This is a genomic window from Chromobacterium sp. FG22 (genome assembly GCF_057809415.1).
Window position 1 is genome coordinate 37,219 of sequence record NZ_JBMDJX010000029.1, and the last position, 22,580, is coordinate 59,798.

At 58.6% G+C, this 22,580-nt stretch carries 30 protein-coding genes; 29 read left to right on the forward strand and 1 reads right to left on the reverse strand.

Translation table 11 applies throughout. From position 1 onward, the window contains the following. The first annotated feature begins 438 nt into the window (after positions 1-438). From ACODSD_RS21195 to ACODSD_RS21335, 29 genes are all read left to right on the forward strand, one after another. Positions 439-666 (forward strand): hypothetical protein, encoded by a 228-nt coding sequence (locus ACODSD_RS21195; protein WP_488878254.1) that lies wholly within the window; start codon positions 439-441, stop codon positions 664-666. 40 nt (positions 667-706) lie between these two features. Then, positions 707-1,012: a TrfB-related DNA-binding protein gene (locus ACODSD_RS21200; protein ID WP_488878255.1), complete on the forward strand. Its 306-nt coding sequence runs from the start codon at positions 707-709 to the stop codon at positions 1,010-1,012. A 285-nt stretch (positions 1,013-1,297) separates the two neighbouring features. Continuing rightward, complete coding sequence (locus tag ACODSD_RS21205) at positions 1,298-1,666, forward strand: hypothetical protein (protein WP_488878256.1); 369 nt, start codon at positions 1,298-1,300, stop codon at positions 1,664-1,666. A 19-nt stretch (positions 1,667-1,685) separates the two neighbouring features. Continuing rightward, positions 1,686-2,096, forward strand: a complete 411-nt coding sequence (locus ACODSD_RS21210; RefSeq protein WP_166453253.1) for a hypothetical protein — start codon at positions 1,686-1,688, stop codon at positions 2,094-2,096. 66 nt (positions 2,097-2,162) lie between these two features. Next, entirely contained in the window at positions 2,163-2,759 is a 597-nt protein-coding gene (locus ACODSD_RS21215) for a hypothetical protein (RefSeq protein ID WP_488878257.1), read from the forward strand. Between the two features lie 12 nt (positions 2,760-2,771). Continuing rightward, positions 2,772-3,122 (forward strand): theronine dehydrogenase, encoded by a 351-nt coding sequence (locus tag ACODSD_RS21220; protein WP_206118970.1) that lies wholly within the window; start codon positions 2,772-2,774, stop codon positions 3,120-3,122. A 218-nt stretch (positions 3,123-3,340) separates the two neighbouring features. Beyond that, positions 3,341-4,144, forward strand: a complete 804-nt coding sequence (locus ACODSD_RS21225; protein ID WP_488878258.1) for a ParA family protein — start codon at positions 3,341-3,343, stop codon at positions 4,142-4,144. Between the two features lie 10 nt (positions 4,145-4,154). Further along, positions 4,155-5,234, forward strand: a complete 1,080-nt coding sequence (locus ACODSD_RS21230; protein WP_488878259.1) for a ParB/RepB/Spo0J family partition protein — start codon at positions 4,155-4,157, stop codon at positions 5,232-5,234. Positions 5,235-5,274: 40 nt separating this feature from the next. After that, positions 5,275-5,586: a TrfB-related DNA-binding protein gene (locus tag ACODSD_RS21235; protein WP_166453257.1), complete on the forward strand. Its 312-nt coding sequence runs from the start codon at positions 5,275-5,277 to the stop codon at positions 5,584-5,586. Between the two features lie 161 nt (positions 5,587-5,747). Continuing rightward, positions 5,748-6,104, forward strand: a complete 357-nt coding sequence (locus ACODSD_RS21240) for a hypothetical protein (protein WP_488878260.1) — start codon at positions 5,748-5,750, stop codon at positions 6,102-6,104. A 1-nt stretch (position 6,105) separates the two neighbouring features. Beyond that, positions 6,106-6,441, forward strand: coding sequence for a hypothetical protein (locus tag ACODSD_RS21245; RefSeq protein WP_488878261.1), 336 nt, complete (start codon positions 6,106-6,108; stop codon positions 6,439-6,441). Further along, positions 6,434-6,994, forward strand: coding sequence for a hypothetical protein (locus tag ACODSD_RS21250; RefSeq protein ID WP_488878262.1), 561 nt, complete (start codon positions 6,434-6,436; stop codon positions 6,992-6,994). Before ACODSD_RS21245 ends, ACODSD_RS21250 begins: the two co-directional genes overlap by 8 nt. Then, positions 6,991-7,575 carry a vWA domain-containing protein gene (locus ACODSD_RS21255; RefSeq protein WP_488878263.1) on the forward strand — a complete coding sequence of 195 codons (585 nt, stop codon included), beginning with the start codon at positions 6,991-6,993 and terminating at the stop codon, positions 7,573-7,575. The genes ACODSD_RS21250 and ACODSD_RS21255 overlap by 4 nt, the downstream gene beginning before the upstream one ends. Beyond that, complete coding sequence (locus ACODSD_RS21260) at positions 7,572-7,991, forward strand: hypothetical protein (RefSeq protein ID WP_488878264.1); 420 nt, start codon at positions 7,572-7,574, stop codon at positions 7,989-7,991. Before ACODSD_RS21255 ends, ACODSD_RS21260 begins: the two co-directional genes overlap by 4 nt. 974 nt (positions 7,992-8,965) lie before the next feature. Then, positions 8,966-10,915: a ParB/RepB/Spo0J family partition protein gene (locus tag ACODSD_RS21265; protein WP_488878265.1), complete on the forward strand. Its 1,950-nt coding sequence runs from the start codon at positions 8,966-8,968 to the stop codon at positions 10,913-10,915. Positions 10,916-10,971: 56 nt separating this feature from the next. After that, positions 10,972-11,724 (forward strand): hypothetical protein, encoded by a 753-nt coding sequence (locus ACODSD_RS21270; RefSeq protein WP_488878266.1) that lies wholly within the window; start codon positions 10,972-10,974, stop codon positions 11,722-11,724. Positions 11,725-11,772: 48 nt separating this feature from the next. Beyond that, complete coding sequence (locus ACODSD_RS21275; RefSeq protein WP_488878267.1) at positions 11,773-12,153, forward strand: DUF5983 family protein; 381 nt, start codon at positions 11,773-11,775, stop codon at positions 12,151-12,153. Next, positions 12,150-12,317, forward strand: coding sequence for a hypothetical protein (locus ACODSD_RS21280; protein ID WP_488878268.1), 168 nt, complete (start codon positions 12,150-12,152; stop codon positions 12,315-12,317). Before ACODSD_RS21275 ends, ACODSD_RS21280 begins: the two co-directional genes overlap by 4 nt. A 552-nt stretch (positions 12,318-12,869) precedes the next feature. Continuing rightward, positions 12,870-13,520 carry a DNA methyltransferase gene (locus ACODSD_RS21285; protein WP_166453267.1) on the forward strand — a complete coding sequence of 217 codons (651 nt, stop codon included), beginning with the start codon at positions 12,870-12,872 and terminating at the stop codon, positions 13,518-13,520. A gap of 11 nt (positions 13,521-13,531) precedes the next feature. Beyond that, entirely contained in the window at positions 13,532-14,026 is a 495-nt protein-coding gene (locus ACODSD_RS21290) for a DUF5983 family protein (protein ID WP_488878269.1), read from the forward strand. A gap of 320 nt (positions 14,027-14,346) precedes the next feature. After that, positions 14,347-14,742, forward strand: coding sequence for a phosphoglycerate kinase (locus tag ACODSD_RS21295; RefSeq protein WP_488878270.1), 396 nt, complete (start codon positions 14,347-14,349; stop codon positions 14,740-14,742). Further along, positions 14,736-15,245, forward strand: coding sequence for a hypothetical protein (locus ACODSD_RS21300; RefSeq protein ID WP_488878271.1), 510 nt, complete (start codon positions 14,736-14,738; stop codon positions 15,243-15,245). The genes ACODSD_RS21295 and ACODSD_RS21300 overlap by 7 nt, the downstream gene beginning before the upstream one ends. A gap of 841 nt (positions 15,246-16,086) precedes the next feature. Then, positions 16,087-16,722, forward strand: a complete 636-nt coding sequence (locus tag ACODSD_RS21305) for a DUF932 domain-containing protein (protein ID WP_488878272.1) — start codon at positions 16,087-16,089, stop codon at positions 16,720-16,722. Then, a complete protein-coding gene (locus ACODSD_RS21310; protein WP_488878273.1) occupies positions 16,694-16,903 on the forward strand; it encodes a DUF932 domain-containing protein in 210 nt (69 codons plus the stop codon). The genes ACODSD_RS21305 and ACODSD_RS21310 overlap by 29 nt, the downstream gene beginning before the upstream one ends. Positions 16,904-17,662: 759 nt before the next feature. After that, entirely contained in the window at positions 17,663-18,529 is an 867-nt protein-coding gene (locus ACODSD_RS21315) for an LPD29 domain-containing protein (protein WP_488878274.1), read from the forward strand. A gap of 14 nt (positions 18,530-18,543) precedes the next feature. Further along, a complete protein-coding gene (locus ACODSD_RS21320; protein WP_166454356.1) occupies positions 18,544-19,458 on the forward strand; it encodes a hypothetical protein in 915 nt (304 codons plus the stop codon). Positions 19,459-19,580: 122 nt separating this feature from the next. Next, positions 19,581-19,850, forward strand: a complete 270-nt coding sequence (locus ACODSD_RS21325) for a hypothetical protein (RefSeq protein ID WP_488878275.1) — start codon at positions 19,581-19,583, stop codon at positions 19,848-19,850. Between the two features lie 1,195 nt (positions 19,851-21,045). Beyond that, a complete protein-coding gene (locus ACODSD_RS21330) occupies positions 21,046-21,264 on the forward strand; it encodes a hypothetical protein (RefSeq protein WP_488878276.1) in 219 nt (72 codons plus the stop codon). A gap of 48 nt (positions 21,265-21,312) precedes the next feature. Continuing rightward, positions 21,313-22,107 (forward strand): DNA methyltransferase family protein, encoded by a 795-nt coding sequence (locus ACODSD_RS21335; RefSeq protein ID WP_488878277.1) that lies wholly within the window; start codon positions 21,313-21,315, stop codon positions 22,105-22,107. Between the two features lie 73 nt (positions 22,108-22,180). On the opposite strand, the gene ACODSD_RS21340 is transcribed toward ACODSD_RS21335, so the two are convergent. Next, positions 22,181-22,429, reverse strand: coding sequence for a hypothetical protein (locus tag ACODSD_RS21340; RefSeq protein WP_488878278.1), 249 nt, complete (start codon positions 22,427-22,429; stop codon positions 22,181-22,183). Between the last annotated feature and the right edge of the window lie 151 nt (positions 22,430-22,580).

Sequence of the window (22,580 nt, forward strand, 5' to 3'; positions counted from 1 at the left end):
CTCTTCCCCGCGCTATCTGCGCTCCCCTTCTCCGCCCTACGCGGGCCGCGTAACCGTTCCGTGGCGCCGGGAGGAATGGGCTCCGCCCATTATTTTGAATGCCCTGCGGGCGGCCGGTCTGCAGTTAGGGAGGGGAGTGCTTTCGCGAAAATGGGGAGGGGTGCCCATGACCCAGCAAGATCATGGGCGGGAGAACTCGTAGGACTCTGTGCAAGAGATTTTAGAGCTTCCAAGGTCGATTCTACGTAGGCTGAACCGCAATTGCAAACAAATACCTTGCGGCTTTTACGTCAAAACATATTTGACTGTAGTTGACTTGAAGGGTTTATGAGGGGATAATATTTTCATCCTCTGTAATTTAGAGGATGCGCTGGGTTCTCAACGGTGTCAGCAAACGCCATGAATCCAATCAATAAATCTCTGTGCAGGAGTATTGTCATGCATGTTAAACACCAATCCAACAGTTCTTTGATCTTTCTCGCAGTTGAACGATTTGGCAAGCTCGTCAAATGGGGGTCTCGCCTCACCTTTGTTGAGTTTGGTAAGCGCATCCAGAAATTCGCGAAGGACAAGCATAGTCAGCAACTCGCAGAATTAATCGGCAAGACCGACGGTCAAATTTGGCGTGGTTTATCGGGAATCCAGCTGAGCTGGAAAGGATTGTAAATTTAACGGGGCGGGTCTTCCGCCCCATTTGGAGAGCCTAATGGCGAAAAATATCCAGCGTCTCACTCCTGAGGAGTTCGAGGCCTTGATGCCTAGCTTGAAGCGTCTATCGCTTGGAACCATAGAGGTGGCGCGTGCTGTATTGGTAGAAGGGAAATCCCAGGCAGAGGTAGCGCGGGAAACTGGGAAGTCAAAGCAACTGGTCAGTGCAAATTGCAAGATAGTGTTGGATTATATTGAAGATGTGCCGCGCGGTTGGGTAAAGGAAGAAGTGTGCTTGCCAAAGGATGTGATGGAAGAAGTCCGGCAGATCGAACGCCGTGAGCGGGCCAAGCTCTCTGGGTAGTGCAAGGAGTGGTCCATTAATTATTGGGTAGGGGAACGAGCCTATAAACAAGGTGCTGGGGTTCACTCACAGTAATCGTTCTCTACTAAATAAAAAAGATATGCGCATTCATGCGCTTTTTTTTTGTCCAAATCACGTTGTATTTTAGTCAAATATTATTTGACTTGATTTGACTTTCGGGTAAATAAAGAGAATAATGAATCATAGCCTGAATTAAGGCGGATTCGATTAAATCACCTGGCAGCAACCGGGTGTTATGCAAATAACTCTGTGCAGGAGTCCATCATGGAATTGAGTCTCTCTGGTGAATTGACCATCGCGAAACCTGCTGTTTTTTCCGATGTTATAAAGTCCGGTGGTAGTAAGTCGTATATGTACATTGATGTCGTATATGAGGGTAATTTATTCGACAAAAAGGTTAAAGGCCTTGGTCTGGTGGTTTGTGGCAATGAGGTGGTCAAGATCCGTGAGTTTCTGGGCTTGCATTCTGAAGGTCAGCTCCTCCTCACTGGCCAGATCTGCACTCGATATACGGGCTACGGAAAAAAAGAACGTATCCGCCCGGGTATTGAAGTCGGCACGATGGGGGTAACGCATCTGTCTGGCGGCAAGATGCTGATGGTGGACGTCGAGTTTGTGATGTTCCGCAGCTAAGCCTAAACCGGAGAGAGCTATGTTCTTCACCTTACCTAGTCCGGCGCTGCAGGCCTGGATCATTGTTCGCCGGCATGCATGTGGCGAAGTGTCTGGCATTGTTTACGCCGTAGACAAGCCCTCCCAGGAGCAAGCTGCTACAGCGGTTGCCGCCGGCGTCTCACCACAGTGTGGCGATATTATTGAAATTCTGGGCCCGCATGCCCTCCCCTCTGCCGACGTTTGGGTCTCGTGCCGCTATGGCCGCGTGGACAGCGTCACTACCGCCCTACCTGGACAGATACTGGTCACGGAGGAGGACCTCGACCTGATGGAGGATGATGACTGCTGCAGGGAGATCGACGGCGCAGATCGTTTTGTCTATGCCGCAGGTCTGCAGGAGGTGAATCCAGGCCGTATCCAGCATGCGTTTCTTGCCGCGGCGCGATGAGGACCTTCCCTACTCCGTCTTCCTGGCAGCAAACAGGAATGACGGTACATCTGTGCAGGAGTAATCATGACGACATTTACACAATCCCAATTGGATGCTGGCCAGCAGTCTATCGCGAGGTTTCATGCCGCCATTGTCAATGCCGATCGAGGTGAGTCGATTCGCGAGCGGCTTCGTTACCTGGAGCTGTTGGCCGAGATTTGTGGCCAGGCTTTGATCGGCAGTGAGCCTGGTAAGAGCCCCAGAATCGAGCAGTACGAAACGGCTATCGCCGCGAAAGACGGGGATGAGCCGGTCTGGGGGCAGCGCGGCCGATTTGTGGTCGTGATTGAGGGCGTTCCTGTTCTAGTCAATAGCAGTGGGCTTGGATCGACGTGGAGTGCATTCACATTCCAGTTCCACGCTATTAGCACCAAAGCACCGTTCCTGGCGCCGCTTGGCTACCGCTCCCACCACGGTTCGCAGCAATTTGCCAAAACTACGAGAGAGGCGGCCATAGATGTACTTCAGTCACTCGCCAAAACCGAACTAAAGCCAATGATCGTGCTCCCCGAGCGGACCCAGCTACAGATCGAAACTCTAGCCAAATTGCCATTCGTGCAGGGGGCCCTGGCTGGCCTCACCGACCCTACGGCGCCGATGCTGCAGCAAAACCTGTTTTGAGGAAGAAGGATCATGGCTCTCAACGTGAATATGTGGCGTTATAGCGTGCGCTGGGGACTTCGACATCAGCCATGCCCAGGAGATGAAGAACTAGGCAGCCAGGACGTTCCCGCGGGCGAGCAGTGCCCGGCGCCACTCCGTGCCTTGTGGCGGCCGGGCAGCGGCTATGCAATCTGCCTGGACTTCTTCCAGGGTGAAATCAAGCGCTGGCCACCAGAGCGCAAGGGCGCTGTCCGTCAGAAGCGGTTGGAAAAGTATCTGCAGAAGCACGCCCCTCTGTTCTTCCAGGAGCTGCTCGAGCGTGAACTGAACGGAAATGCCGATTATTACCAGGGCCGCACGCATCTGCGCCGCCGGCTATGATTGCCCGTTATTTGGTCAGCAGCATAAGCTGATGAATATTCAATATATTTCAGGATTTCATAGGGTTTGAGTGGCTATTATCCACGGCATTTGTGCATAACCCCGATGTGCAAAAACACCACAGGGCGACAAATTTAACTATTAACACACTATTTACATGATACAATAGTGTTAATAGTTAAGCGCGGTCCCCTGTACCCTCACGCAAGGAAATAAACATGGCTGTGAATTCTTTCAAAAACCTTCTGGCTACGATTGTGGCGTTCGCCTTCCAGAAAGGTGGCGTCACCAAAAGTACCCAGACGTACAGTACGGCTTGCCGGGCGGCAGAATCCGACATCAAGACCATATTGATTGATTTTGATGAAGGTGATCTGACGGTTCTCTTTCCGGAGGACGACAGTGGTCGCAACTATATCAAGGCCTCACATCTGGTCAGTGGAGATCTGGACGGCCGCGAGTTGCGTCAAGTTGGCGAGAACCTATACCTGATCGAGGCGGACGAAGCGATTCTGGACGTGGATGAGCTGGGCATTGATCACGTCGCCGGTATGCTGCAGCAAAGTTTGCAGCGCCTGCGTGTTGGGTTTGGCCTGATAGTGATAGACACCCCGCCAAACTTGCAAGGCCGCATGCTGGCCGCGATGGCCGCCTCCCACGCGGTCGTGTCGCCTATTAACATGGGTCCGTTCACCATGGCACGGTTGACCAAGTTTGAGACGGCCTTTCTTAATGTACAGGAACGCTACAACCCGAAACTGCACCACCTGGGGTGGCTACCCTGCAACATTAACAGCAATTCGCGCGATCAACTGGAGGGACTGGAGTTCCTCAAAGCTAAATGCGGTGAGCAGATGTTCGACACAGTCGTGATGGCGCGTAACACCGCGTCCACCAGCCTGGCCTACAAGCGGCCAGTGTGGCATCAGGCGACAAATGGCGCCCAGCGCGTGGCCGCGCGTGAACAGCTGGCAGCCTGCGATGCCGTTTTGGCGCGGTTGGCTGAAGTGGAAACCGAGTAAGGGGACAGACATGGCAGGAGCCTTTGGAAGCCAGATTAAGAGCAGCGATACCAAGTTGTCGGATTTCCGCAAGAAACCTTCAATTGCCGCGATGAAACCTGGCGAGCAGATCGTCATGCTTAAGGTAAAGCAGATCACCTGCCTGAAGCAGATCCGTGGTGAAGACAACCCCGGTTTTTCAGAAGCCTCGTTGGAGGAACTTGGCAACAGCATGGAAGCAGAGGGGCAAGTCGAGCCCTGCATCGTGCGACCAATTCCAAACACCGGTGAGGAGTATTACATGGTCGCTGGCGAGCGCCGTTTGCGGGCGGCCGATCGCAAGGGGCTTGACCTCGCCTGCGTTATTCGCAACTTGACTGATGCCCAGGCGCGCAGTGTTCAACGTGCCGAGAACATCCATCAGGCGGGCCTTACCTTGCTCGATGAGGCGAGATCCTTGCGCGAGGATATGCAGGATCCAGAGCTGAATACCCCGGAAAAGCTGGCCTTACACTGCAAAAAGTCACTCAATTGGGTATATGAACGACTCCGCTTTTTGGACACGATGGAGGCCGGTGGCCAGGCCAGCATGGCTGTGACCGAAGGTGTTACGGCAGACATCTCCACGGTGTTGGAGATCCAGCGTCTGGAAAAAGCCAACCCCCAAGCTGCTGCCGAGTTTATCGAAGAGGCAAAAGCGGACCCGAGTATGAATCTGCGTAAAGCTGTGCGCGAAAAGCGTAAGGAGGTGGCGAGCCAGGCGAAGGCTGGCCCAAGCCAGAAGCAAGAGGCTGACGCACTCGCCGAGAATTCTCGCATGCGAGAATCGAAAGAACCGGTGGAGACCTCCTCAACCGCACCAGCTACAACAAGCCCCGATGGGACCGACGAAAATTCTCGCATGCGAGAATTCGCCAGCCATGCGCAATGTGAGTCCCTGAACGCCGCCGCCCAACAGCTGCAGGCCATGGCAGAGCAGCTCGAAAAGCTCTCCCTGTGGCTGCAGGGTCAGGCCCCTAGCGAAAAAACCCTGGCAGGACTCCGGGTCGCGCAGGCGGGCCTTAAGAATGCTGTTGATGGGATCGGGCAGCTGGTGCCGATCGCAGAGTAACGTGTAGGAGGCCACGTTTGACGTGGCCCGCGAGAATTCCATGCAAGAGTTTCGAATTACATATGAAGTGTTTCAGAAGGTGTTGGAGAGTGCGCGCTGGGGTGAGAAATCTACTGCGGTAGCGCATGCCGTCTTTGTATTGGGGTCCCCTACAGCAGGGATGGACAAGCTGCATGGTTTGTCGCGCGCGCGGGTATCCCAGATCTGCAAAGACTTTGAACGCCTCTACCTGAAGCATGCAATGTACCCTCCTGGCTGGGAGCGAGCTACAGTGTGCGCCCCACCTGAGCGGCTCAAGGCGTTCCAGGAGGAGATGGAGCGTGAACGGATGAAGTTTTTCTCCAGTAAGTAGTTCTCAGTAGGCCTGGCATTTGCCAGGTCTTACTCATTTATGACATGGGAAATTATTGTTGATGCGCCACTTTGATTGATTTATTATTCAAATCAGGGGATTTGATAACCTCAATCGTCTGTTCAAACTGCGCCTCGGGTCACAGGGGCAGGAGAAGTGAAATGAAAGCTGATAGCCTTCACAAAGACATCGCTGCATATAAGATCCAGCAAGCTGAAAAGTGGAATCACCACCCACTCAAAACTGTCGGCCGATTGGCCAGCACGTATGAAGTTCGCCCGCTTCTTATCTCCCTAGCCATTGAAATCGGCAGTGAAAAACTGGCCAGCATTGCAGCTTCCGTAGCGGAAATTGAAGACCAGCGTCAAGCCCTAGGCCGTCGTTGCCATCGCCACGTCACCGATAAACAGCGGCAAGCCTTAGCTGCTGCCTTGCTTGAAAAGTACGGCTCGCCTCGTAACATCGTCAAAGCGGCTTGGCACATGACTGATCAAGAAATTGATGAAGCAGAGGCCTGATATGCAAGCACTTATCTGCATGATCCAGGTGCCATCCAAGACCTATCCCAGCTTGATAGGCTGGGGGCACACGGAACGGCTGGCCCGTATCAATGCCTTCGCACGCTGTCACCAAGGCTACAACCCTTATGACGAGGAGTACCAGGGAGGGATCCTTGTTCCGGTGTCCAAGCGTTTGGAGGAGGTGAACCGGCGCGGATGCGGCCCCGATAGCCATGTCAGCATCTACAACCAGAAGGGCGAGCTCGTAGGCGGGCACTTTACCGAGTTGCATCATGAGCTGCTACGCGCCCTGGGCAGTCTCTGCATCCGGAACGGGGAGCTGGATTATGAGTGATCTTGATTTTTCAGACCTGTCAGACGACCAGATCGTTGAACTTGCAGCTGGTCTAGCGCAAGAGGCTCTACGGCGCAGTCCGGCCCTTGCTGCCGCTTTCAAAGAGGCGCTGGTGACCGAGAAAGAGCGGATTGAAGCTGCCGCGCGCGGAGGGATGCAAGCGAAGAGGGAGGCCCTGGCTAGAGAGGCGCAATTACACAAGCGTCTTGAGGACGAAAAACATAGGGCGCGTGAGCGCGAAGAGAAGCAAAATCGCGCCGCGTCCATTCTTAGAGAGGCGGCTCAAATTGTTGAGCGGCCTCTATCTGACGTGACGCTGGTCCTGACATCGTTCCCGAGCGGCAAGCCGCAATTGTATTTGAATCCGGGGGTCAACGTAGAAGGGTATGGGAGCGTGAATCTGGTCCACTACGACGTGGAAAAACAATCGATTCGCACCAGCTGGAAGCTCGAAGCTAAGAAAAAGGAATTGCTTTGCTGGGCTAAATCTTCCGTCGCCGCGCTACGCGCCATGAACATCCCCTCCATCACGGTAAAAGGCATCGAGCTATGAGTAAGGCGGTAACCAATCCTTTGCAGCTGTTGATCAAAAAGGCCGCAGCGTCGCTGCCTGTATCGACCGGCAAAGTAGCCTTGCATCAGGAAAAAATTAACCGGCGCCAAGGTGAAACGGTGATATTGGCTGATATCAGTGTCAGCATGGACTCGATCGCATGGGGTGGGCAGCGCAAGATCGACATCATGCGCAGCGCAGTACGCCTTGCCAGGGCGGGCAGGGACGCGCGCTTATTCGTGTTCAGCGCGGAAACAAGGGAGGTCGAGGGCATACCCGACTCTACCGAGGCGAATACCGCATTGCATACGGCCCTCGAGCGCGTGGCGGCCCTCGACCCAGGCGTGACGTTGGTGATCTGTGATGGCGTCCCAGATGATCGGGCCCGGGCTCTAGAGGCTGCGAAGAAGTTTAGAGGGGTCATTGATGTTCTATACATTGGCCCTGAATCGGACACCCAAGCCATTGCGTTCATGCGCAAGCTAGCAAGCGTGGCTGGCGGGGATATCAGAACTTATGATGTGCTCATGCTGGGCGATGCTCAGCAGATGCGCGCGCAAATAGCGGGATTGCTGCAATGAAACACCTGAATTTTCTGGCGCTCAACGATGCGTACTACCAAGAAATCACGTTCGACGACATCGAGCCGGTTGAGCTCGGGAGCGCATACGAAAATTTGCTGGAGCCGCTCTCCAGCGGTCGAACCGCGACGGTACGGCGCGGCACAGGATATACCGCGTCCGGGGAGATCGGGGGAAAGCGGGCTGTGTTCACGATCCGTGATGAAGGCGTGGCCATCGCGGTGATTGGTGTTTGCCTGCACAGCCGCACCTCGCCTCAGCTGTGGCGAGAGCTTTACCAGGGCGAGGCGTTGCCGGATCTACTGCCTCCGTCGGCGCCATGGGTCGCTGTTCGCTATGAGGTCGCCGAAACGGTCATTCCTCCCTGGCTTGATCGACTTGCTTGGCATGCCGCATGGTACTTGGCCGAGGAGTAGAAAATTGACTGATGCAGAGTGGGAAAAACCTATGCCTGTTGGCCGCGGCGGCGCGCGAAAGGGAGCTGGACGCAAGGCTGAAGATGGCGCAAGTGGGCTGGTCCCACATGCCATCGCTTTGCAGCCAGAGCTTAAAGCCTGGTGCCAGGAAGTTGGGGCTGCGCGTATTAGGCAAATTCTTCAAGAAGCGCGTCAATCTTCCACTCTAGCTTAACACACGGTCTACCTAGAACTGCGTCAAACGACCCGCCGCCCGGCGGGTTTGACATTTTGGTGGCGTAACAGCGTGGATCCAGGCCGCCGCGGCGCCGATTGCCACCGGTAGCGTGTTGCGCGCGCCGGCGGCCAGCAGTAGGAAAAAGGAAGGCCTGATGGCGCGTACCAGGTACGGCTGGCGCCAACGGCACCCAGGCTGCGCGTGGAGCTGGTCAGCGCGCGCATGCACTTCAAGAAGCTCTTGTCAGATCACCGCCAGTTCCTGGCGGTCGTGGGCTCGCCCAGACGCCGCGTCCTGCGGATCCTCGCCTGATCTTCCTCAAGCTCTGAACCCCACCCCCACGGCCCCGTGAGGGGCTGCGGCCGCGGCTGCGCCGCCCGTTTCCGAGGCGAGCTGCGCCCGCCGGTTCAAATCATCCGCAAGCGGGGCTTCGCCAACTCGTCCAGCGCCGGGGGAATGCCATCTCTCTCTCGGTCTCGGAATTGCGCATGCCCGTGCCTTTATGTGAGTGCAGCACAACCAGCCGGCAATGCAAATCAACCCGCAAGCGGGGGCGCAAGCGCCGATTTGCATTGCCGGCCGGCGGTGCTCTTTCGCACTCACGGCACAGGCATACGCAACTCCGACAGAGAGATGGCAAACACCATCCCCCGGCCCCGGCCAAGCACTTGTTGAATCCGCTTCGCGGATGATTTTTAGAACCGGCAGGCTCCACTCACCTCTTGAGAGACTGGAAAACCCCCGAAAGGCAAAGACCATGACTACGAAAACTGTTGAGCAACCCAAAACTGAAATCGCTGAGGCGGCTGCAAAGCTGGTGGCCAACGCCGAGTTCATCCAGGTGCCCTATGGCCAGCTGGTGGAAAGCCCGCTGAATGTCCGCGCCGGCGCGAAGCTGGCCAACATCCCGGAACTGGGCGAGGAGATTGTTCTGGCCGGTGGCCTGATCCAGAACCTGGCAGTGATTCAACGTAAAGGCTCGAAAAAGAACCAGCTGACTTACGAAGTTGTCGCCGGCCGCCGCCGTCACGCCGCACTGGACTGGCTGTTCGAGAATGGCCGCATCAGCCAGGATTTCCCCATCGCGGTACGGCTGGTCACGGAAGAACAGGCGCTCTACATCTCGCTGTCTGAAAACCGCGACCGCGAGAACATGCATGTCTACTACCAGATCCGGGCGTTCAAACTGCTGGCCGACAAGGGCGATAGCATCGCCTCTATCGCGCTGCAGTTCCGCGTTACCCCGTTGACCGTTCAGCGCCATCTGAAGCTGGCCAACATGTCGCCCAAGCTGTTCGAACTGTTGCGCGAAGACGAGCTGACGCTGGAGCAAATGCAGGTGCTGGCGCTGACCGAAGATCACGCGCTCCAGGAAAAAATCTGGTTTGAATCCGGCAGCTGGAACCGCAATCCCAGCCAGCTGCGCGCCCTGATCACTCAACAGGAAACCAAGGCCAACAGCAATCGGAAAGCTAAGCTGGTCGGCCTGGAGGCATACCGCAACGCCGGCGGCGCGACTCGCGAGGACATTTTCGGTGGACCGGACGACGTCTACATCTGCGACCTTCAGCTGCTCCAGCAGCTGGCCGATGCCAAGCTGCAGGCCGAGGTCGACACGCTCCAGGCGGCAGGGTGGAAGTGGGTAGAGGTTCGCCCCAACGGCTTCGATGATGAGCACAAGTTCGGCGTACATCCAGGAACGTTGCGCGAACTGCCGGCAGAGCAGCAGCAGGAGTATGAGCGCATGCAGGCCCGGCTCGACGAGGTCAACGCGGACATCAACAAGCTGGAGCAGGAAGCCGACGAAGACATGCCGGAGGAGGAGTACGAGGCGCGCTGGCAGGTACTGGGCGACGAGTGCGAAGCCCTGGAAAGCAAGCTGAATGCGATTGACGCAGAGCGCAAAGAACTGGATCGCTCGACATGCGGAGCGGTGGTGTTTGTGGATGCGCAAGGCCAGATTCAGCAGCGCACCGGCCTAATGCGCGGCGAGGAAATCCGCGCAGCGAAGAAAGAGGGCGTAACGATCCAGAACGGCAGCGGCTACGAAGTGCGGACGCCCAAAGACAAGGCGGTCCATTCCGAAAGACTGGTCAACAAGCTGACCGCCGATATGACCATCGCCGTGCAGGCCGAACTGATCGCCCAGCCCGCGATTGCCCTGGCGGTACTGGCCCACCGATTGCTGTGCGACGAGTTCGGCTCCCACAGCCAGACGCTGGCCACCAAGATCAATCTGCACACCACCAAGCACAAGCTGGCCCAGGACAACGAGGAAATCAAGGCCACCCCGGCCTACATCGCCCGCGAGGAAGCCCGCGCCAAATGGAAAGCCAAGTTCCCGCAAGGCTACGAAAAATCCATCGACTGGCTGCTCGACTGGAAACAGTCCGAACTGATCGACCTGCTGGCCTTCCTGACGGCGGCCAGCGTCGACGGCATGGCCGGCACCGAGGAGGAACGCACAGGCCTCGACGCGGTGGCTAAGGTCACCAACCTGGACATGAAGAAGTGGTGGCAGCCGACGGCCAGCAGCTACTTTTCCCACGTCAACAAGCAGCGCATCCAGGACGTAGTGGCGGAGGCAGTGTCGCCGGAGGCCGCGCTGCCCATCGGCGGGATGAAAAAGGCCGAGGCCGCTGAGTATGCCGAAGGCTTGCTGGCCGGCAAGGGCTGGTTGCCCCAAGTGATGAACATCGCGAACTGATCGCCGCTTGGCAGGGGCTTGGCCCCTGCCTCTCCCCATAGATTGAGATTCAAAACATGCCTACATTCGCCGTCCACCAATACCACGTAGTAATTCGGACATTCCATGTCGAAGCCGATAGCGCCGAAGCTTCCGCCCAGCTTGCACACGAAATCTGGCCAGTTCTGGAGCTTGTTTCACAAGAGGATGACGATGAGGTCTTGGATGACGTCATGGTTGATCCGTTACTACCCAACGGCAAAGTCGACTACAACAACGCGGTATCTCTGAGACGTGCCCCTGGTGGCGCATTCCAGCCGATAGCCCCTGAACCCAAGGAGCCGACCACCATCGCCGGCATCATCGCCGCTGCGGCCCCCGAGGAGCACTCCCGCCGCAGCATGATGGCCACGGCCATCTGTCTGTATGAGGGCATGCGCGCGGCAGCAGGGAACGAGTTCGAGCAGCTGCTGGAGCAGTGGCGGCAGAGCCATTACGAGCTGTGTTACGGCCTGGGCATCGTCGCGGAACGCGTGCACAACGCCAGACTCAAGATCGCCGCGTTTGCTGAGCTGGAGGGCCTGCACCCCCACGGCGAGTTCGATTCGGAGGTTTCCAAAGAGATCGGCGCGCAGCTGGCCAGCTTCCTCTTGCCCAAGCGGGTCTGCTACGACGCGCCGCTGTGCGACACCCACGTCGACAACCTGCTGAACGACCTGCTGCGAAAGTACTACCAGGACAGCATCGCCGCGAAGCCCGCTGCGGCGGAGAAGTTCGACGAAAAACTGCACGAGCTGCTGCCGTTCACGGACATCCCGTTCGGCGACTGACAAATTCATAGCGGGGCTTGCGCCCCGCGTTACTACCGAGGACCTACCATGCACGATTTCAGCTTTGTCCCGACGCTTAGCTTGAACCACCTTTCCCAGACCCTGCGCGACGAGCTGGAGAACCACGCCGGCGACTGGGGCCGCAACATCATCGCCGCGCAGTACGACAATGGCTACCTGATCCAGATCGATCCCCAGGACGAGGACCAGTTTGTCGAGTGGCCGGAGCTGCAGCTGCTGCGCAGCTGGGCTATCGATATCGCCGGTCGGCATGTGCGCTGGCTGGAGTTCGACGCCGAGGGACCACGGGTGGAAGCCTTGCCCTACCATTTGCAGATGGACGCGCTCGAGGACCTCGAGATCTCGCTACCGCTCGGCCAAGCGCGCAGCACCCTGGTGGTGGCCAAGCTGGAAGGCGGTCTGCAATGAAAGTCCGCGTGAACGAAGTCAGCGAAGAAGAGTACGAGCTGGACGCCCCGGACGGCTTGAGCGAAGACGAGCTGGAGAAGTGGGTTAAAACAGAGATAGAGGACTTCCCCGGCCCGGCCACGTTCATCGGTGTCGTCAGCCGCACCTGGGAGATCGTCAGCTGACCACGACGCCCGGCGCGCAACCGCCGTGCCGGCGGCGACGTCCACCAGGTGGACGTCGTTTCCCGGGCAGCCCCGCTACGCGGACCCCACACCCGCAACGTGCCGGCCGCCGCCGGCGGCCAGCCCGCTGCCCCCTGCCCGGGAAATCATGCGCACCTTCCTGCCTGGCCACCTGGTCGAGCAGCTCACCCCCTCGGCCGCCGGCGTCGCCGGCCTCTGCGAAACGCGGCATCCGCCGCGCGCACCTCTCCCAAAAACCATGCCCGCCGGCGCGGGCAAAAGGAGGAGGGCGAGAATGCTTCTCTCCCTCCCTGTCCGGGCGCTACCCGAAGCCATCGTGGCTTCGTGCCGCCTCGGCAGGCCGGCGACGGCCGGGCCTAGTAGTGTGCCCGGCCGCCGCCTTCAAGGCGCTTTCGCGGCATATCCTCGCCGCGCGCGGCTCCGGTATTCCACGCTCACCTTGACCTGCGGCGTCTCGCGCCATCGAGGCGTCGGGTAGTGCGGTACGGCCACAACGGCGACGTCGCACTGTCCGATGACCTCGGAGCCATTATGAGCCGCTTTGTCCTGGGCGATTGCCTATCTGTTTTGCCGACCTATCCTGCTGGCGCAGTCGATTTCATTTTGACGGACCCGCCCTATCTGGTGAATTTCCGCGACCGCTCCGGCCGCTCGATCGCGAACGACGTGCGCGACGACTGGCTAGCGCCGGCGGTGAAGGAAATGCATCGCGTGCTCAAGCCGGACAGCTTCATGTTGTCGTTCTACGGCTGGACCAAAGTCGATGCTTTCTTCGCCGCGTGGAAGGCCGCCGGCTTCCGCGTAGTCGGCCACATCGTGTTTTCAAAATCGTATGCCAGTAAGAGCGGCTATTTCGGTTACGCCCACGAGTCCGCCTACCTGCTGGCAAAAGGGCGGCCGGCAGAGCCGGCCCAGCCGCTGCGCGATGTGATGCCGTGGCAGTACACCGGCAACCGCCACCACCCGACTGAAAAGCCCGTTCCCTGCCTGCGGCCGCTGATTGAATCCTTCACCAAACCGGGCGATATCGTGCTAGACCCCTTCGCCGGCTCCGGGTCAACGTGCGTCGCGGCCGCGGAGGCGGGCCGGCGGTACATCGGGATTGAATTGCTTCCCGAATACCACGCCGCCGGCGTGCGCCGGCTGGCGCAGGTCCGCCAGGGCTTGGCGGTGGCGGCGTGAGGGGGAACGACATGATTAAAACTCACATCGTGCCGATTCTGTCCATTTCGCATTTGGCCATCATTACCCAGCATTATCTCGATGCCACGGCGGGGGACCGCGATGATGCGTTGATTTCGGCCCAATGCCACAACGGCTATTTTGTTTACCTGGGATACAACTTGGCTTATGGGGGCTTCCCAGAACTGAAAGCCATCCTCGAATTGCTAGAGGCGCAAGGCTTTCGAAGGGGCTGGGTTCACTTCGCCGAGGATGGCGAGGTCGTGGAGGGGCTGAGGACCTTTGCGCCGTATTCGGAGGAGCAAGCCGAGCAGGACAAAAAACTAAGCTCTCGTGAGCTGGCTAACAAGTATGTGGGTTCTGAGTTCGGACACCCGTGTATCACTACCAGCCAATGGCAAGCGAGTGTCGGGCAAGGTTCCACGATTGAAGGGTACTGGGAGTGGGTTGCAACCATGCTGCGCGATGCGGATTTAGACGACTTAATTGCGAATCAGGCTTATTGACCACACCCGGCGCTGGCGGCGGCGCTGCCGCCAGCGAGCCGCCCCGGGAACAAATTCTAAGCAGGCCAGCCAGCGGCTGGCCCGCTCTACCCGTAGCCATCATGCCGTGTCCGCTCTACGCCGGACGGCGCCGGCCAGGCCAAGGATTGTGCCCAGCCAGCGCCTTCAAGACGCTTTCGCGGCATATCCTCGCCGCGTGCGGCTCCGGTATTCCACGGACGTCTTGACCGGCATCGCGGCCAGGCACCGAGGCTACGGGTAGAGCGGAACGGCGGCCGAGTCGGAAGCCTCGCGCTACCCCGAGTCAACGGGAGAGCGCCATGGGCCTCGATATGTACGCATTTTCTGTAAGCGCCGAATTCGCTGGAGACACCCAAACCAACCTGAAATCTACGGAGGCGGATCAAGGACGCGCCGCCCCAAAATCGCTGATGTACTGGCGAAAATTCAACCACCTTCATGGTTGGATGGAACGGCTTTATGAGCAGAAGGGCGGCACGGCCGTTTTCAATTGCGAGGGCGTCCGCTTGATGGCGGAGGATTTGGATCAGCTCGAAACCGACATGACGACAGGTAGTTTGACCCATACGCCGGGTTTCTTTTTTGGCGGGAGCGAGCTTTACGATGATGACGTTGAGAAGCTGAAAGAATTTCTCGGGCTGGCGCGGGAGGAAATAAAGCAGGGTCGCGCCGTTTTCTACGATTCGTGGTGGTAGCCATCGACCAGTACCAGCCGCTGTCAGGTGGCTGGCCAAGTCTGACGCCGGCGGCGCGGCCGCCAGCGTCAGGAGCTGACAGCCTGCGGCTGTCACGCTTTACCCGAATCAAAGGAAAAAATATGGGCCTCGATATGTACGCGGTTTCCGTCAGCCAAGCTTATGCGGCTGGTCAGCAGTTTGATATCAACGTGGACGAGCGCGACGGGCAGGGCAACCCCTCTGCTGTCAAAGCCATGTGTAGCTGGCGCAAATTCTCCATCTTGGATCAATGGATGCGCGAGCTATGCGCGGAGAAAGGCGGCGATGCCGAAGCGGACGGCGTGAATGTGCGGCTGGATGCCGGCGACGTGCGCCGGCTGGCTCAAGACTTCGCCGCCGGCGACTTCGGAGAGCCGGGCCGCTTATTCGTCAATGATTACCTCAAGCTGAAACAGTTCATCGCCAAGGCCGAAGACGAAATCAAGCTGGGCCGCTCCATCCTCTACATGGCGTCCTACTAGGCGCGCGCCGGCCGGCGCTGCTGGCCGGCCTGTTCCTTGCGACGTGGGCGGCAGCAAACCGCTCACCGCCTGACGGCGGCGCCGCCGCCGGCGGCGTTTCCCGGTCAGCCCGCCGCTACGCGGCCCCATGCCCCCTGCGTGTCGCCGCGCGCCAGGCGCTGCCCGGCCCGCGACGACACCCAGCCCCCTGACCGGAAAATTTCGCTGACGGCTTGTACCAGGTGTGAACTGGGCGATGGGGTAGGGTAGCGCCACTGTTCCTGGTGGTGGCCCGTCATGGGCATGTGTTGCCGGCGCCAGCTGGCGGGCCTGCTGGCCAGCGCCACGAACAGCAACTGTCCCAGGATCACCGCGCGTCCCGCGCGGTAGGTCTTCCCCAACTGCCCGCCGACGTGGGCAATGGGCAACCAGGTGAAAACCTCCCCCCCCTCAGCCCCCAGGGGCTGCGGCCGCGGCTGCGCCGCATCTATTCGGGTCTGGCGAGCTGCGCCCGCCGGATTCAATCAGCCGCAAGCGGGCTTCGCCGGGCCCGGGCTGCTGGCCGCGGAGCCTCCCCGCTGGAGCCGCTGCGATGCCCTGTGCCTTTCGGTGAGTGCAGCACAACCAACCGCAGCTGCAAGTCAACCCGTGCCGGGGGCCTGCGGCCGACTTGTCACCCGCGGCCGGCTGCGCTTGAGCGCACTCACGGCACAGGCATACGCAGCTCTACAGGAGGAGGGTAAGGCTCTCTTCCAGCAGGCCTGGCCCGAAGGTGGAATCCGCTACGCGGATGAATGATTGATCCGGCAGGCTCCGCTCTCCCAGGAGCGGGAAAAACCGGAACCCCAGAAAAGGAATTTGTATGCGACTCGCAAGCCGTTTTGGCAGTAATGCTCACACCATCCGCACCGATGCCCCGCTGACCGATGACCAGATCCGCGAGGTCGCGCCGTCGATTTTTGCGGAGACGGCTCACGAAAGCCGTTCCGAGCGTTACACCTACATCCCCACCGCCGACGTGCTGGCCGGCTTGCGAAAAGAAGGCTTCCAGCCCTTCATGGCATGTCAAACCAAGGTCCGCAACAGCGACAAACGCGAGCACACGAAGCATATGCTCCGGCTTCGCCATGCAAGCCAGATCAACGGCAAAGAGGCCAATGAAATCATCCTGCTCAACTCCCATGACGGCAGCAGCTCCTATCAAATGATGTCCGGCGTCTATCGCTTTGTTTGCAGCAACGGCATGGTCTGCGGCGAAACCTTGAACGATATCCGCGTGCCGCATAAGGGTGATGTCGTCGGCCGCGTGATCGAAGGCGCGTTCTCGGTGCTGAAATCGTTCGAGAAGGCCGACGAGCAGCGCGATGCGATGCAGCTGCTGACCCTGAACCCGGGCGAACAACAGGCCTTTGCCCGCGCTGCGCTACGACGACCCGCTGATCCCGGCGCCGATTACCGAAGACCAGATTTTGCGCGCGCGCCGGCGCGACGACCTTAAAGACGATCTGTGGACCACCTTTAACCGCGTGCAGGAAAACATCATCAAGGGCGATCTGCGCGGGCGCACCGCCACCGGCAAGGCGATGCGGACTCGCCCTGTCACCGGCATTGACCAGAACGTGAAATTGAACCGGGCTCTCTGGGTGCTAAGCGAGGAAATGCGCAAGCTCAAAGGCTAAGACCGTGGCCGCTGGCGGCGGCCGGCAAGGCCCGCCCGTCCAGGGGCGGGATTGCCCTGGTCCCGCCACAGAGCGGCGGAAAATGAGGCCGCCGGCGGCGGCACCGGATCTACATCGCCGGCGATGCCGGCAGCAGAGCGGCCAGCGCCTGCGGCGCCGGCCGTTCCGCCTCGAGGGAGGTGGGGACTCGTAAGGATCCAGCACCGGTCTTTGCCAGACGGGATTCTGCTGTGTGACTTCCCGTGGATCCTGGTGATGATCACCGCGCGTCCCGCGCGGTCGATGGCGCACCGCACACGCTCAAGCGGCTGGCCAGCGCTGGTTCGTTGCCAAGGTAAAGCCTCCCCCCTCAGCCCCCAGGGGCTAATGCCGCGCCTGCGGCGCCTGTTTCCGCCAGCGAGCTGCGCCCGCCGATTCAAACCTGCCGCAAGCGGGGCTTCGCCTAGCCAGTTTGATCCGGGGTGGGAATCCCTCTCCGCTCGGTCCGGTTCCGCATGCCAGTGCCTTTATGTGAGTGCAGCACAACCAGCCGGCAATGCAAATCAACCCGCAAGCGGGGGCGCAGGCGCCGATTTGCATTGCCGGCCGGTAGTGCTCTTTCGCACTCACGGCACAGGCATACGGAACGCGGGCGGAGAGGGCAAGGATGCCCGCCCCGGCCAAACAGGCCGACTTGTGGAGCCCGCTGAAGCGGGCAGATATTTTTGAATCGGCAGGCTCCGCTCACAGGCGGAGAGGTGGAAAGGCGAGGAAAGCGACATGACGGTACTCAATACTGAGCTTCTTACGATTGGTTCGCGTGTGTGGTCCATGAACAATGGCGCGGGTACGATTTTTGAAGTCCACGGCGAGCCTGCTGTAGAAAACATCCTGATGTTGGACGGTGGCCAGCTGTGCACTACCGGCGCGGGCTTTGACATCGTGTTCGACGCCGGGCGCATCGTCCTCCAGGTGGCCGAAAGCACCCTGCGCCGGCGTCCCTGGCGGATCCTGGGCGAGCCGCTGGAGAAGCCGCAACAAATCGCCATGCGTCTGGCCTGGGCTACGTCCGCCAAGGCGTCCGAGCAAGCCAAACGCCAGGAAGCGAAAGCCGCGTTCGATGCTGAGGTCGCCCGCCTGAAGACCGCGCCCGAGTTCCAGCACCTGGAGCAAGTGGAGCAAGGTGAACACCAAAGCTGCGGCAAGCTGGCGGCGGCCAACATCCGCAAGGAGTTGAAGCGCATATGGCCGGAGGTCAAGTTCAGCGTGCGCAAAACCGCTTATGGCACCGTCGCGGTGGCATGGGAGGACGGCCCCGACCAGGATCTGGTCGCCGCGCTACTGTCGCGCCATCGGGATGGCCACTTCAACAGCAGTGAAGACCTGTACGAGCACGCATCGAAGCCCTTCGGTGTGGTCTTTGGTGAGGCGCGTCACATCATCCCGCATCGCTCCGTCTCGCTGGGTCTGATCAATCAGGCAATCGACAGCCTCTTTGCCGGCAAGCTGGCCCAGGTTTCCCGCGCCGAAGCGCCCCAGCCAGAAAACTACTTGCGCGGCGAGCTGCGCAACGTGTTCCCGTCCGGGTGGGGGTTCAGCTTTGAGGAACTGATCCGCGACGCCATCCAAGAAGTAAGCGCGCAGTAATAGGAGAGAAGACCATGTACACGACCGCACAAGAAGTTATCGACGCTATTCCGGGCATGTCCGAGCGGGTCGCAGCAGGCAGTGGATCCCTGCCTGAGTTATATATCCTCCGCATGTCGAACATGATTGATGCCGCTGCAACGGGCCTGTCCGCAACAGATAAAGCCTTCGTCCGTGCCTTCGCTATCGACGCTGGCATGTATGCAATGCCGGATCCGTTGGACGCCGAGGAGGACGATGATTTGGCGAAAGACTTTTGCATGCATGGCCTGGAGGAAAACACATGCCCGTGCGGGTGCTTTGAACTGGGGGGCGAATTTGGGGAGGGTGAACCCGGCTTCGCACCGGAATCTGAACCGGAGGGGGAGCACTCTCCGGATGACACGCTCGGTTTGACGTTTGATCAGTGCGTTGGCTTGGAGGAATCCGGCTGGTCCGCCGACGCGCTCTACGGCATCCGCCTTGAGTGGAACCGGAAGGGGCTGTGCGGTCATGGCTATGACGTGTCGTCTTGCCAGCGTGGCTGCGCCGAGCGCGCCCACGCTGCGGTGGTCCTTCCTGAGTTGTCTTTCGAGCAGCGCCTAGCGCTAAGCGTTGCCGAAGCAAAAGTCGATATCCTGGTGCGGGTAGAGGAGGCGCTGCTGGGGCTGGCGATGGATTGCGCCGAGGCCGAGCAACAGCTGCTCCGCGTACAAGCGGACCTGCAAAAGATTGGTGAACAGGTTCCGGTGTACGGCGTTGGCCTTCACTACCATGCGTTTGGTGTGGATCTGCATTGGACCAGCCCGACAGGCCGGCGCGGGTGGCAGCCATACCTGCCGCAAGAGGCTGAGCAGCTGATGAAGGATGAGCCGGGAAATTGGCAGCTGGCAAGCCTGGCGCGTGGCGAAACCTTTTACCAGTACCAGGAGCAAGGGGATAGCGTTTAAGCGTAAAATTATGACTTGTGGATTGCGCCGCGCGCTGCTCCCTTGTGCGCGGCACCTGAATCATCATGCATAACTTTGTTCTGCGAGTGAGGCGCCGATCCGGCGTCAAAGGAGATAGCACAATGGCAACATACCTGATCGATCCGCGCCGTAACGGAGGGGACCAATTTGCGGTTGAGGCGGATTCCCACGGTGACGCGGCCAAGCTGGCAGCATGCGAAATTTTCCCGAAGCTGGCACAGCACATCCGCGCTCCTGGTTCTCCGTATTTTATCCATCGCGAGAGTGGCTCGGATGAGGGGAGCGGCATGTTCAAGCTCTGGAAATTCCTGCGCGGGGTGGGTAACCAACAATCTGACCATGGTGAACCCTTCCACGTCATGGAGCGCTGACTGCGCCTTACGCAGTCGCTGCCGTGCCCCTCAACCAAGGCAGGATGCATAGCATCCTGCCTTTCACCATTGGCAAACAGCACCATCTTACCTGGATTCCCATCTTACGCCCCAGGGGGCAGCGGTGGCGCCTCCGGCGCGGCTGTTTGCAATTCTAGCTGGATGCGTTGCATCCAGCCTTTCGCTACCAACCCAGTTATTCAATGAATGCAGGAGTGCCCAGCTGTCTTGCCACGCAGCTGAGCTGCGGTGTGTAGCATGTTCAATGGATTCGCCCTCATTTCTTCAAAGATCACCGCCAGTCCCTGGCGGTCGTGGGCTCACCCAGGCGCCGCGTCCTGCGGTCCCTCTCCCTATCTCCGCAAGCCCTAAACCCCACCCCTCGGCCCTGAGGGCTTCGGTGGCGCCTCCGGCGCGGCTGTTTGCAATTCTAGCTGGATGCGATGCATCCAGCTTTTTCCTGCCAACTCAACTCCCGTAATCCAGCTGGCGGTTGTTGACCTGGCTGCGCGCCAGGCTCTGCGAGTGAACCTGGTGTGATGCTTGTTCCGAAGAATGGTCCTCATTTCTTCAAAGATCACCGCCAGTTCCTGGCGGTTGTGGGCTCGCCCAGGCGCCGCGTCCTGCGGATCCTCGCCCGATCTTCCTCAAGCTTTGAACCCCACCCCCTCAGCCCCGTGAGGGGCTGCGGCCGCGGCTGCGCCGCCTGTTTCCGAGGCGAGCTGCGCCCGCCGGTTCAAATCATCCGCAAGCGGGGCTTCGCCAACTCGTCCAGCGCCGGGGGAATGCCATCTCTCTCTCGGTCTCGGAATTGCGCATGCCCGTGCCTTTATGTGAGTGCAGCACAACCAGCCGGCAATGCAAATCAACCCGCAAGCGGGGGCGCAAGCGCCGATTTGCATTGCCGGCCGGCGGTGCTCTTTCGCACTCACGGCACAGGCATACGCAACTCCGACAGAGAGATGGCAAACACCATCCCCCGGCCCCGGCCAAGCACTTGTTGAATCCGCTTCGCGGATGATTTTTAGAACCGGCAGGCTCCACTCACCTCTTGAGAGTCTGGAAAACCCCCGAAAGGCAAAAAGTGAAACCAACGATCATTCTGAATGGCTCCAAATTGACCCGCGTCATTCTGAACGGTCGAGTCGTCATCATCAAAGTCGAGCGCGTAGAGCGCTAATCCTAGGAGGCTGAAATGCAATATCGAATCGAAGCTGTGACGTTCATCCCGGAACTTGATGGCCTTGTCGTGCCAGAGGAAACAACGATTGTTTCATCTACAACTCTAGCCCGGCTCCGTTGTCTCCAGTTTTGGAAGCAGGGGTTCTGGGTTGAGGTTTTCAACGATGCGACGGGTGAACAGATAGCCGGCCCCCTGGACCCAGATGAAGCCTTCCCCGCAGAGGTTGTTTAATAAATAACGCCCGGCTCAAGCCGGGCAAGTTTTTCCAGTGGCAAGAACATGAAAAATCGCCTCCCCCTAAGCATGAATGAGTGTCAGCAAGAGTTCGTCCGTTTGATTAAGGAGAACAGCCGACGGTATCGACTGCATGAAGTTTTCCGGGATTTTTGCGAAATGGCCGCCCTGGCCATCAGTAATTCGGTTGATCTGGCCCAGTTCGACGCGCGCGAAGCACAGTACATGCAGATCATTAAACGCTACGAACCCGAGGAGGTCAGGCGGTTTTCGAAGATGCTGGCGATGGTGACGGAAGGTTTGAGCACGAGCCCCCATGACTTCCTTGGCGCTGTGTTCATGGCTCTGGAGCTATCCGATAGCTGGAAAGGGCAATTTTTTACGGCGTCTGAATTATGTAAATTAATGGCTCGCCTTAATTGCGGCTCGCTGGATGCCTGGCGGAAGGCCCAGGACGAGGGGCGATTTTTTACCATGCATGAACCGGCCGTTGGCGCCGGCGCAATGGTTATTGCCTACGCTGATTTGCTGCAAGAGGAGGGTATAAACTTTCAGCAGGCCTTGCATGTTCAAGCGTGGGACGTCGATGCGACCGCCGCCCATATGGCCTATATCCAATTTTCGCTGCTGTACATCCCGGCGATTGTCGTACAAGGCAATACGCTAACGCTGAAGCATTGGGGAACGTGGTATACCCCTGCGCACGTTTTAGGCGGATGGTCCAGACGACTGGCAGCGGAACAGGAGGTCGTTTCAGAAAAAACAGAACTTGCTCCCAGGTATTTGGCGGAAACAAAGGTGAGTCTTATTCTGCCTAAAGATCAACTGGCTTTATTCTAAATTAAAGTGGAGGCTTAAAATAATATTTCTGGGGGTGGCAGAATTTAATCTGCCATCTCCAATAATGAATTTTTTAATAGCCAAGGAGAAGTTTTTTGATTTCAGGAAGGTGCTTTTCCCATTTCTCAATTGGAACAGAATCAAGCCCCGCCGCACGAAGGACTTTAATCATGTCCTGTGCATGCTTTTCCTTTTCCTTCTTCTCATTATCTTTAATTTTTTTCTGGAGAGCCTCTCGCTCTCGGTCCATCTTTGCCAGTTTTTCAGCGGCACTCAGTCTTGGACGCTTTACTTTGGATGCGTCGGGGGAAGAATGGCTCAAGTTCTCATTCACAGGGATAACCTCACTCTTTGCTTGTTTTCGGGCATTCTACACTAGCTTTAATCAATAGGAAATCTGTACCCCATGACTGGCCCGTCGGCAAAACGGCGACGCTGCGCCGGGCGGATCGACCGCCCGTCACAACGATTGC

What these genes read in the sequence shown, in the direction of transcription:
- ACODSD_RS21215 (WP_488878257.1), top strand. Translation starts at nt 2,163, where the DNA reads ATGACGACATTTACACAATCCCAATTGGATGCTGGCCAGCAGTCTATC.
- ACODSD_RS21200 (WP_488878255.1), top strand. Translation starts at nt 707, where the DNA reads ATGGCGAAAAATATCCAGCGTCTCACTCCTGAGGAGTTCGAGGCCTTG.
- ACODSD_RS21250 (WP_488878262.1), top strand. Translation starts at nt 6,434, where the DNA reads ATGAGTGATCTTGATTTTTCAGACCTGTCAGACGACCAGATCGTTGAA.
- ACODSD_RS21280 (WP_488878268.1), top strand. Translation starts at nt 12,150, where the DNA reads ATGAAAGTCCGCGTGAACGAAGTCAGCGAAGAAGAGTACGAGCTGGAC.
- ACODSD_RS21305 (WP_488878272.1), top strand. Translation starts at nt 16,087, where the DNA reads ATGCGACTCGCAAGCCGTTTTGGCAGTAATGCTCACACCATCCGCACC.
- ACODSD_RS21325 (WP_488878275.1), top strand. Translation starts at nt 19,581, where the DNA reads ATGGCAACATACCTGATCGATCCGCGCCGTAACGGAGGGGACCAATTT.
- ACODSD_RS21195 (WP_488878254.1), top strand. Translation starts at nt 439, where the DNA reads ATGCATGTTAAACACCAATCCAACAGTTCTTTGATCTTTCTCGCAGTT.
- ACODSD_RS21240 (WP_488878260.1), top strand. Translation starts at nt 5,748, where the DNA reads ATGAAAGCTGATAGCCTTCACAAAGACATCGCTGCATATAAGATCCAG.
- ACODSD_RS21225 (WP_488878258.1), top strand. Translation starts at nt 3,341, where the DNA reads ATGGCTGTGAATTCTTTCAAAAACCTTCTGGCTACGATTGTGGCGTTC.
- ACODSD_RS21230 (WP_488878259.1), top strand. Translation starts at nt 4,155, where the DNA reads ATGGCAGGAGCCTTTGGAAGCCAGATTAAGAGCAGCGATACCAAGTTG.
- ACODSD_RS21205 (WP_488878256.1), top strand. Translation starts at nt 1,298, where the DNA reads ATGGAATTGAGTCTCTCTGGTGAATTGACCATCGCGAAACCTGCTGTT.
- ACODSD_RS21320 (WP_166454356.1), top strand. Translation starts at nt 18,544, where the DNA reads ATGTACACGACCGCACAAGAAGTTATCGACGCTATTCCGGGCATGTCC.
- ACODSD_RS21270 (WP_488878266.1), top strand. Translation starts at nt 10,972, where the DNA reads ATGCCTACATTCGCCGTCCACCAATACCACGTAGTAATTCGGACATTC.
- ACODSD_RS21235 (WP_166453257.1), top strand. Translation starts at nt 5,275, where the DNA reads ATGCAAGAGTTTCGAATTACATATGAAGTGTTTCAGAAGGTGTTGGAG.
- ACODSD_RS21245 (WP_488878261.1), top strand. Translation starts at nt 6,106, where the DNA reads ATGCAAGCACTTATCTGCATGATCCAGGTGCCATCCAAGACCTATCCC.
- ACODSD_RS21255 (WP_488878263.1), top strand. Translation starts at nt 6,991, where the DNA reads ATGAGTAAGGCGGTAACCAATCCTTTGCAGCTGTTGATCAAAAAGGCC.
- ACODSD_RS21290 (WP_488878269.1), top strand. Translation starts at nt 13,532, where the DNA reads ATGATTAAAACTCACATCGTGCCGATTCTGTCCATTTCGCATTTGGCC.
- ACODSD_RS21260 (WP_488878264.1), top strand. Translation starts at nt 7,572, where the DNA reads ATGAAACACCTGAATTTTCTGGCGCTCAACGATGCGTACTACCAAGAA.
- ACODSD_RS21275 (WP_488878267.1), top strand. Translation starts at nt 11,773, where the DNA reads ATGCACGATTTCAGCTTTGTCCCGACGCTTAGCTTGAACCACCTTTCC.
- ACODSD_RS21335 (WP_488878277.1), top strand. Translation starts at nt 21,313, where the DNA reads ATGAAAAATCGCCTCCCCCTAAGCATGAATGAGTGTCAGCAAGAGTTC.
- ACODSD_RS21295 (WP_488878270.1), top strand. Translation starts at nt 14,347, where the DNA reads ATGGGCCTCGATATGTACGCATTTTCTGTAAGCGCCGAATTCGCTGGA.
- ACODSD_RS21210 (WP_166453253.1), top strand. Translation starts at nt 1,686, where the DNA reads ATGTTCTTCACCTTACCTAGTCCGGCGCTGCAGGCCTGGATCATTGTT.
- ACODSD_RS21315 (WP_488878274.1), top strand. Translation starts at nt 17,663, where the DNA reads ATGACGGTACTCAATACTGAGCTTCTTACGATTGGTTCGCGTGTGTGG.
- ACODSD_RS21265 (WP_488878265.1), top strand. Translation starts at nt 8,966, where the DNA reads ATGACTACGAAAACTGTTGAGCAACCCAAAACTGAAATCGCTGAGGCG.
- ACODSD_RS21285 (WP_166453267.1), top strand. Translation starts at nt 12,870, where the DNA reads ATGAGCCGCTTTGTCCTGGGCGATTGCCTATCTGTTTTGCCGACCTAT.
- ACODSD_RS21330 (WP_488878276.1), top strand. Translation starts at nt 21,046, where the DNA reads ATGCAATATCGAATCGAAGCTGTGACGTTCATCCCGGAACTTGATGGC.
- ACODSD_RS21220 (WP_206118970.1), top strand. Translation starts at nt 2,772, where the DNA reads ATGGCTCTCAACGTGAATATGTGGCGTTATAGCGTGCGCTGGGGACTT.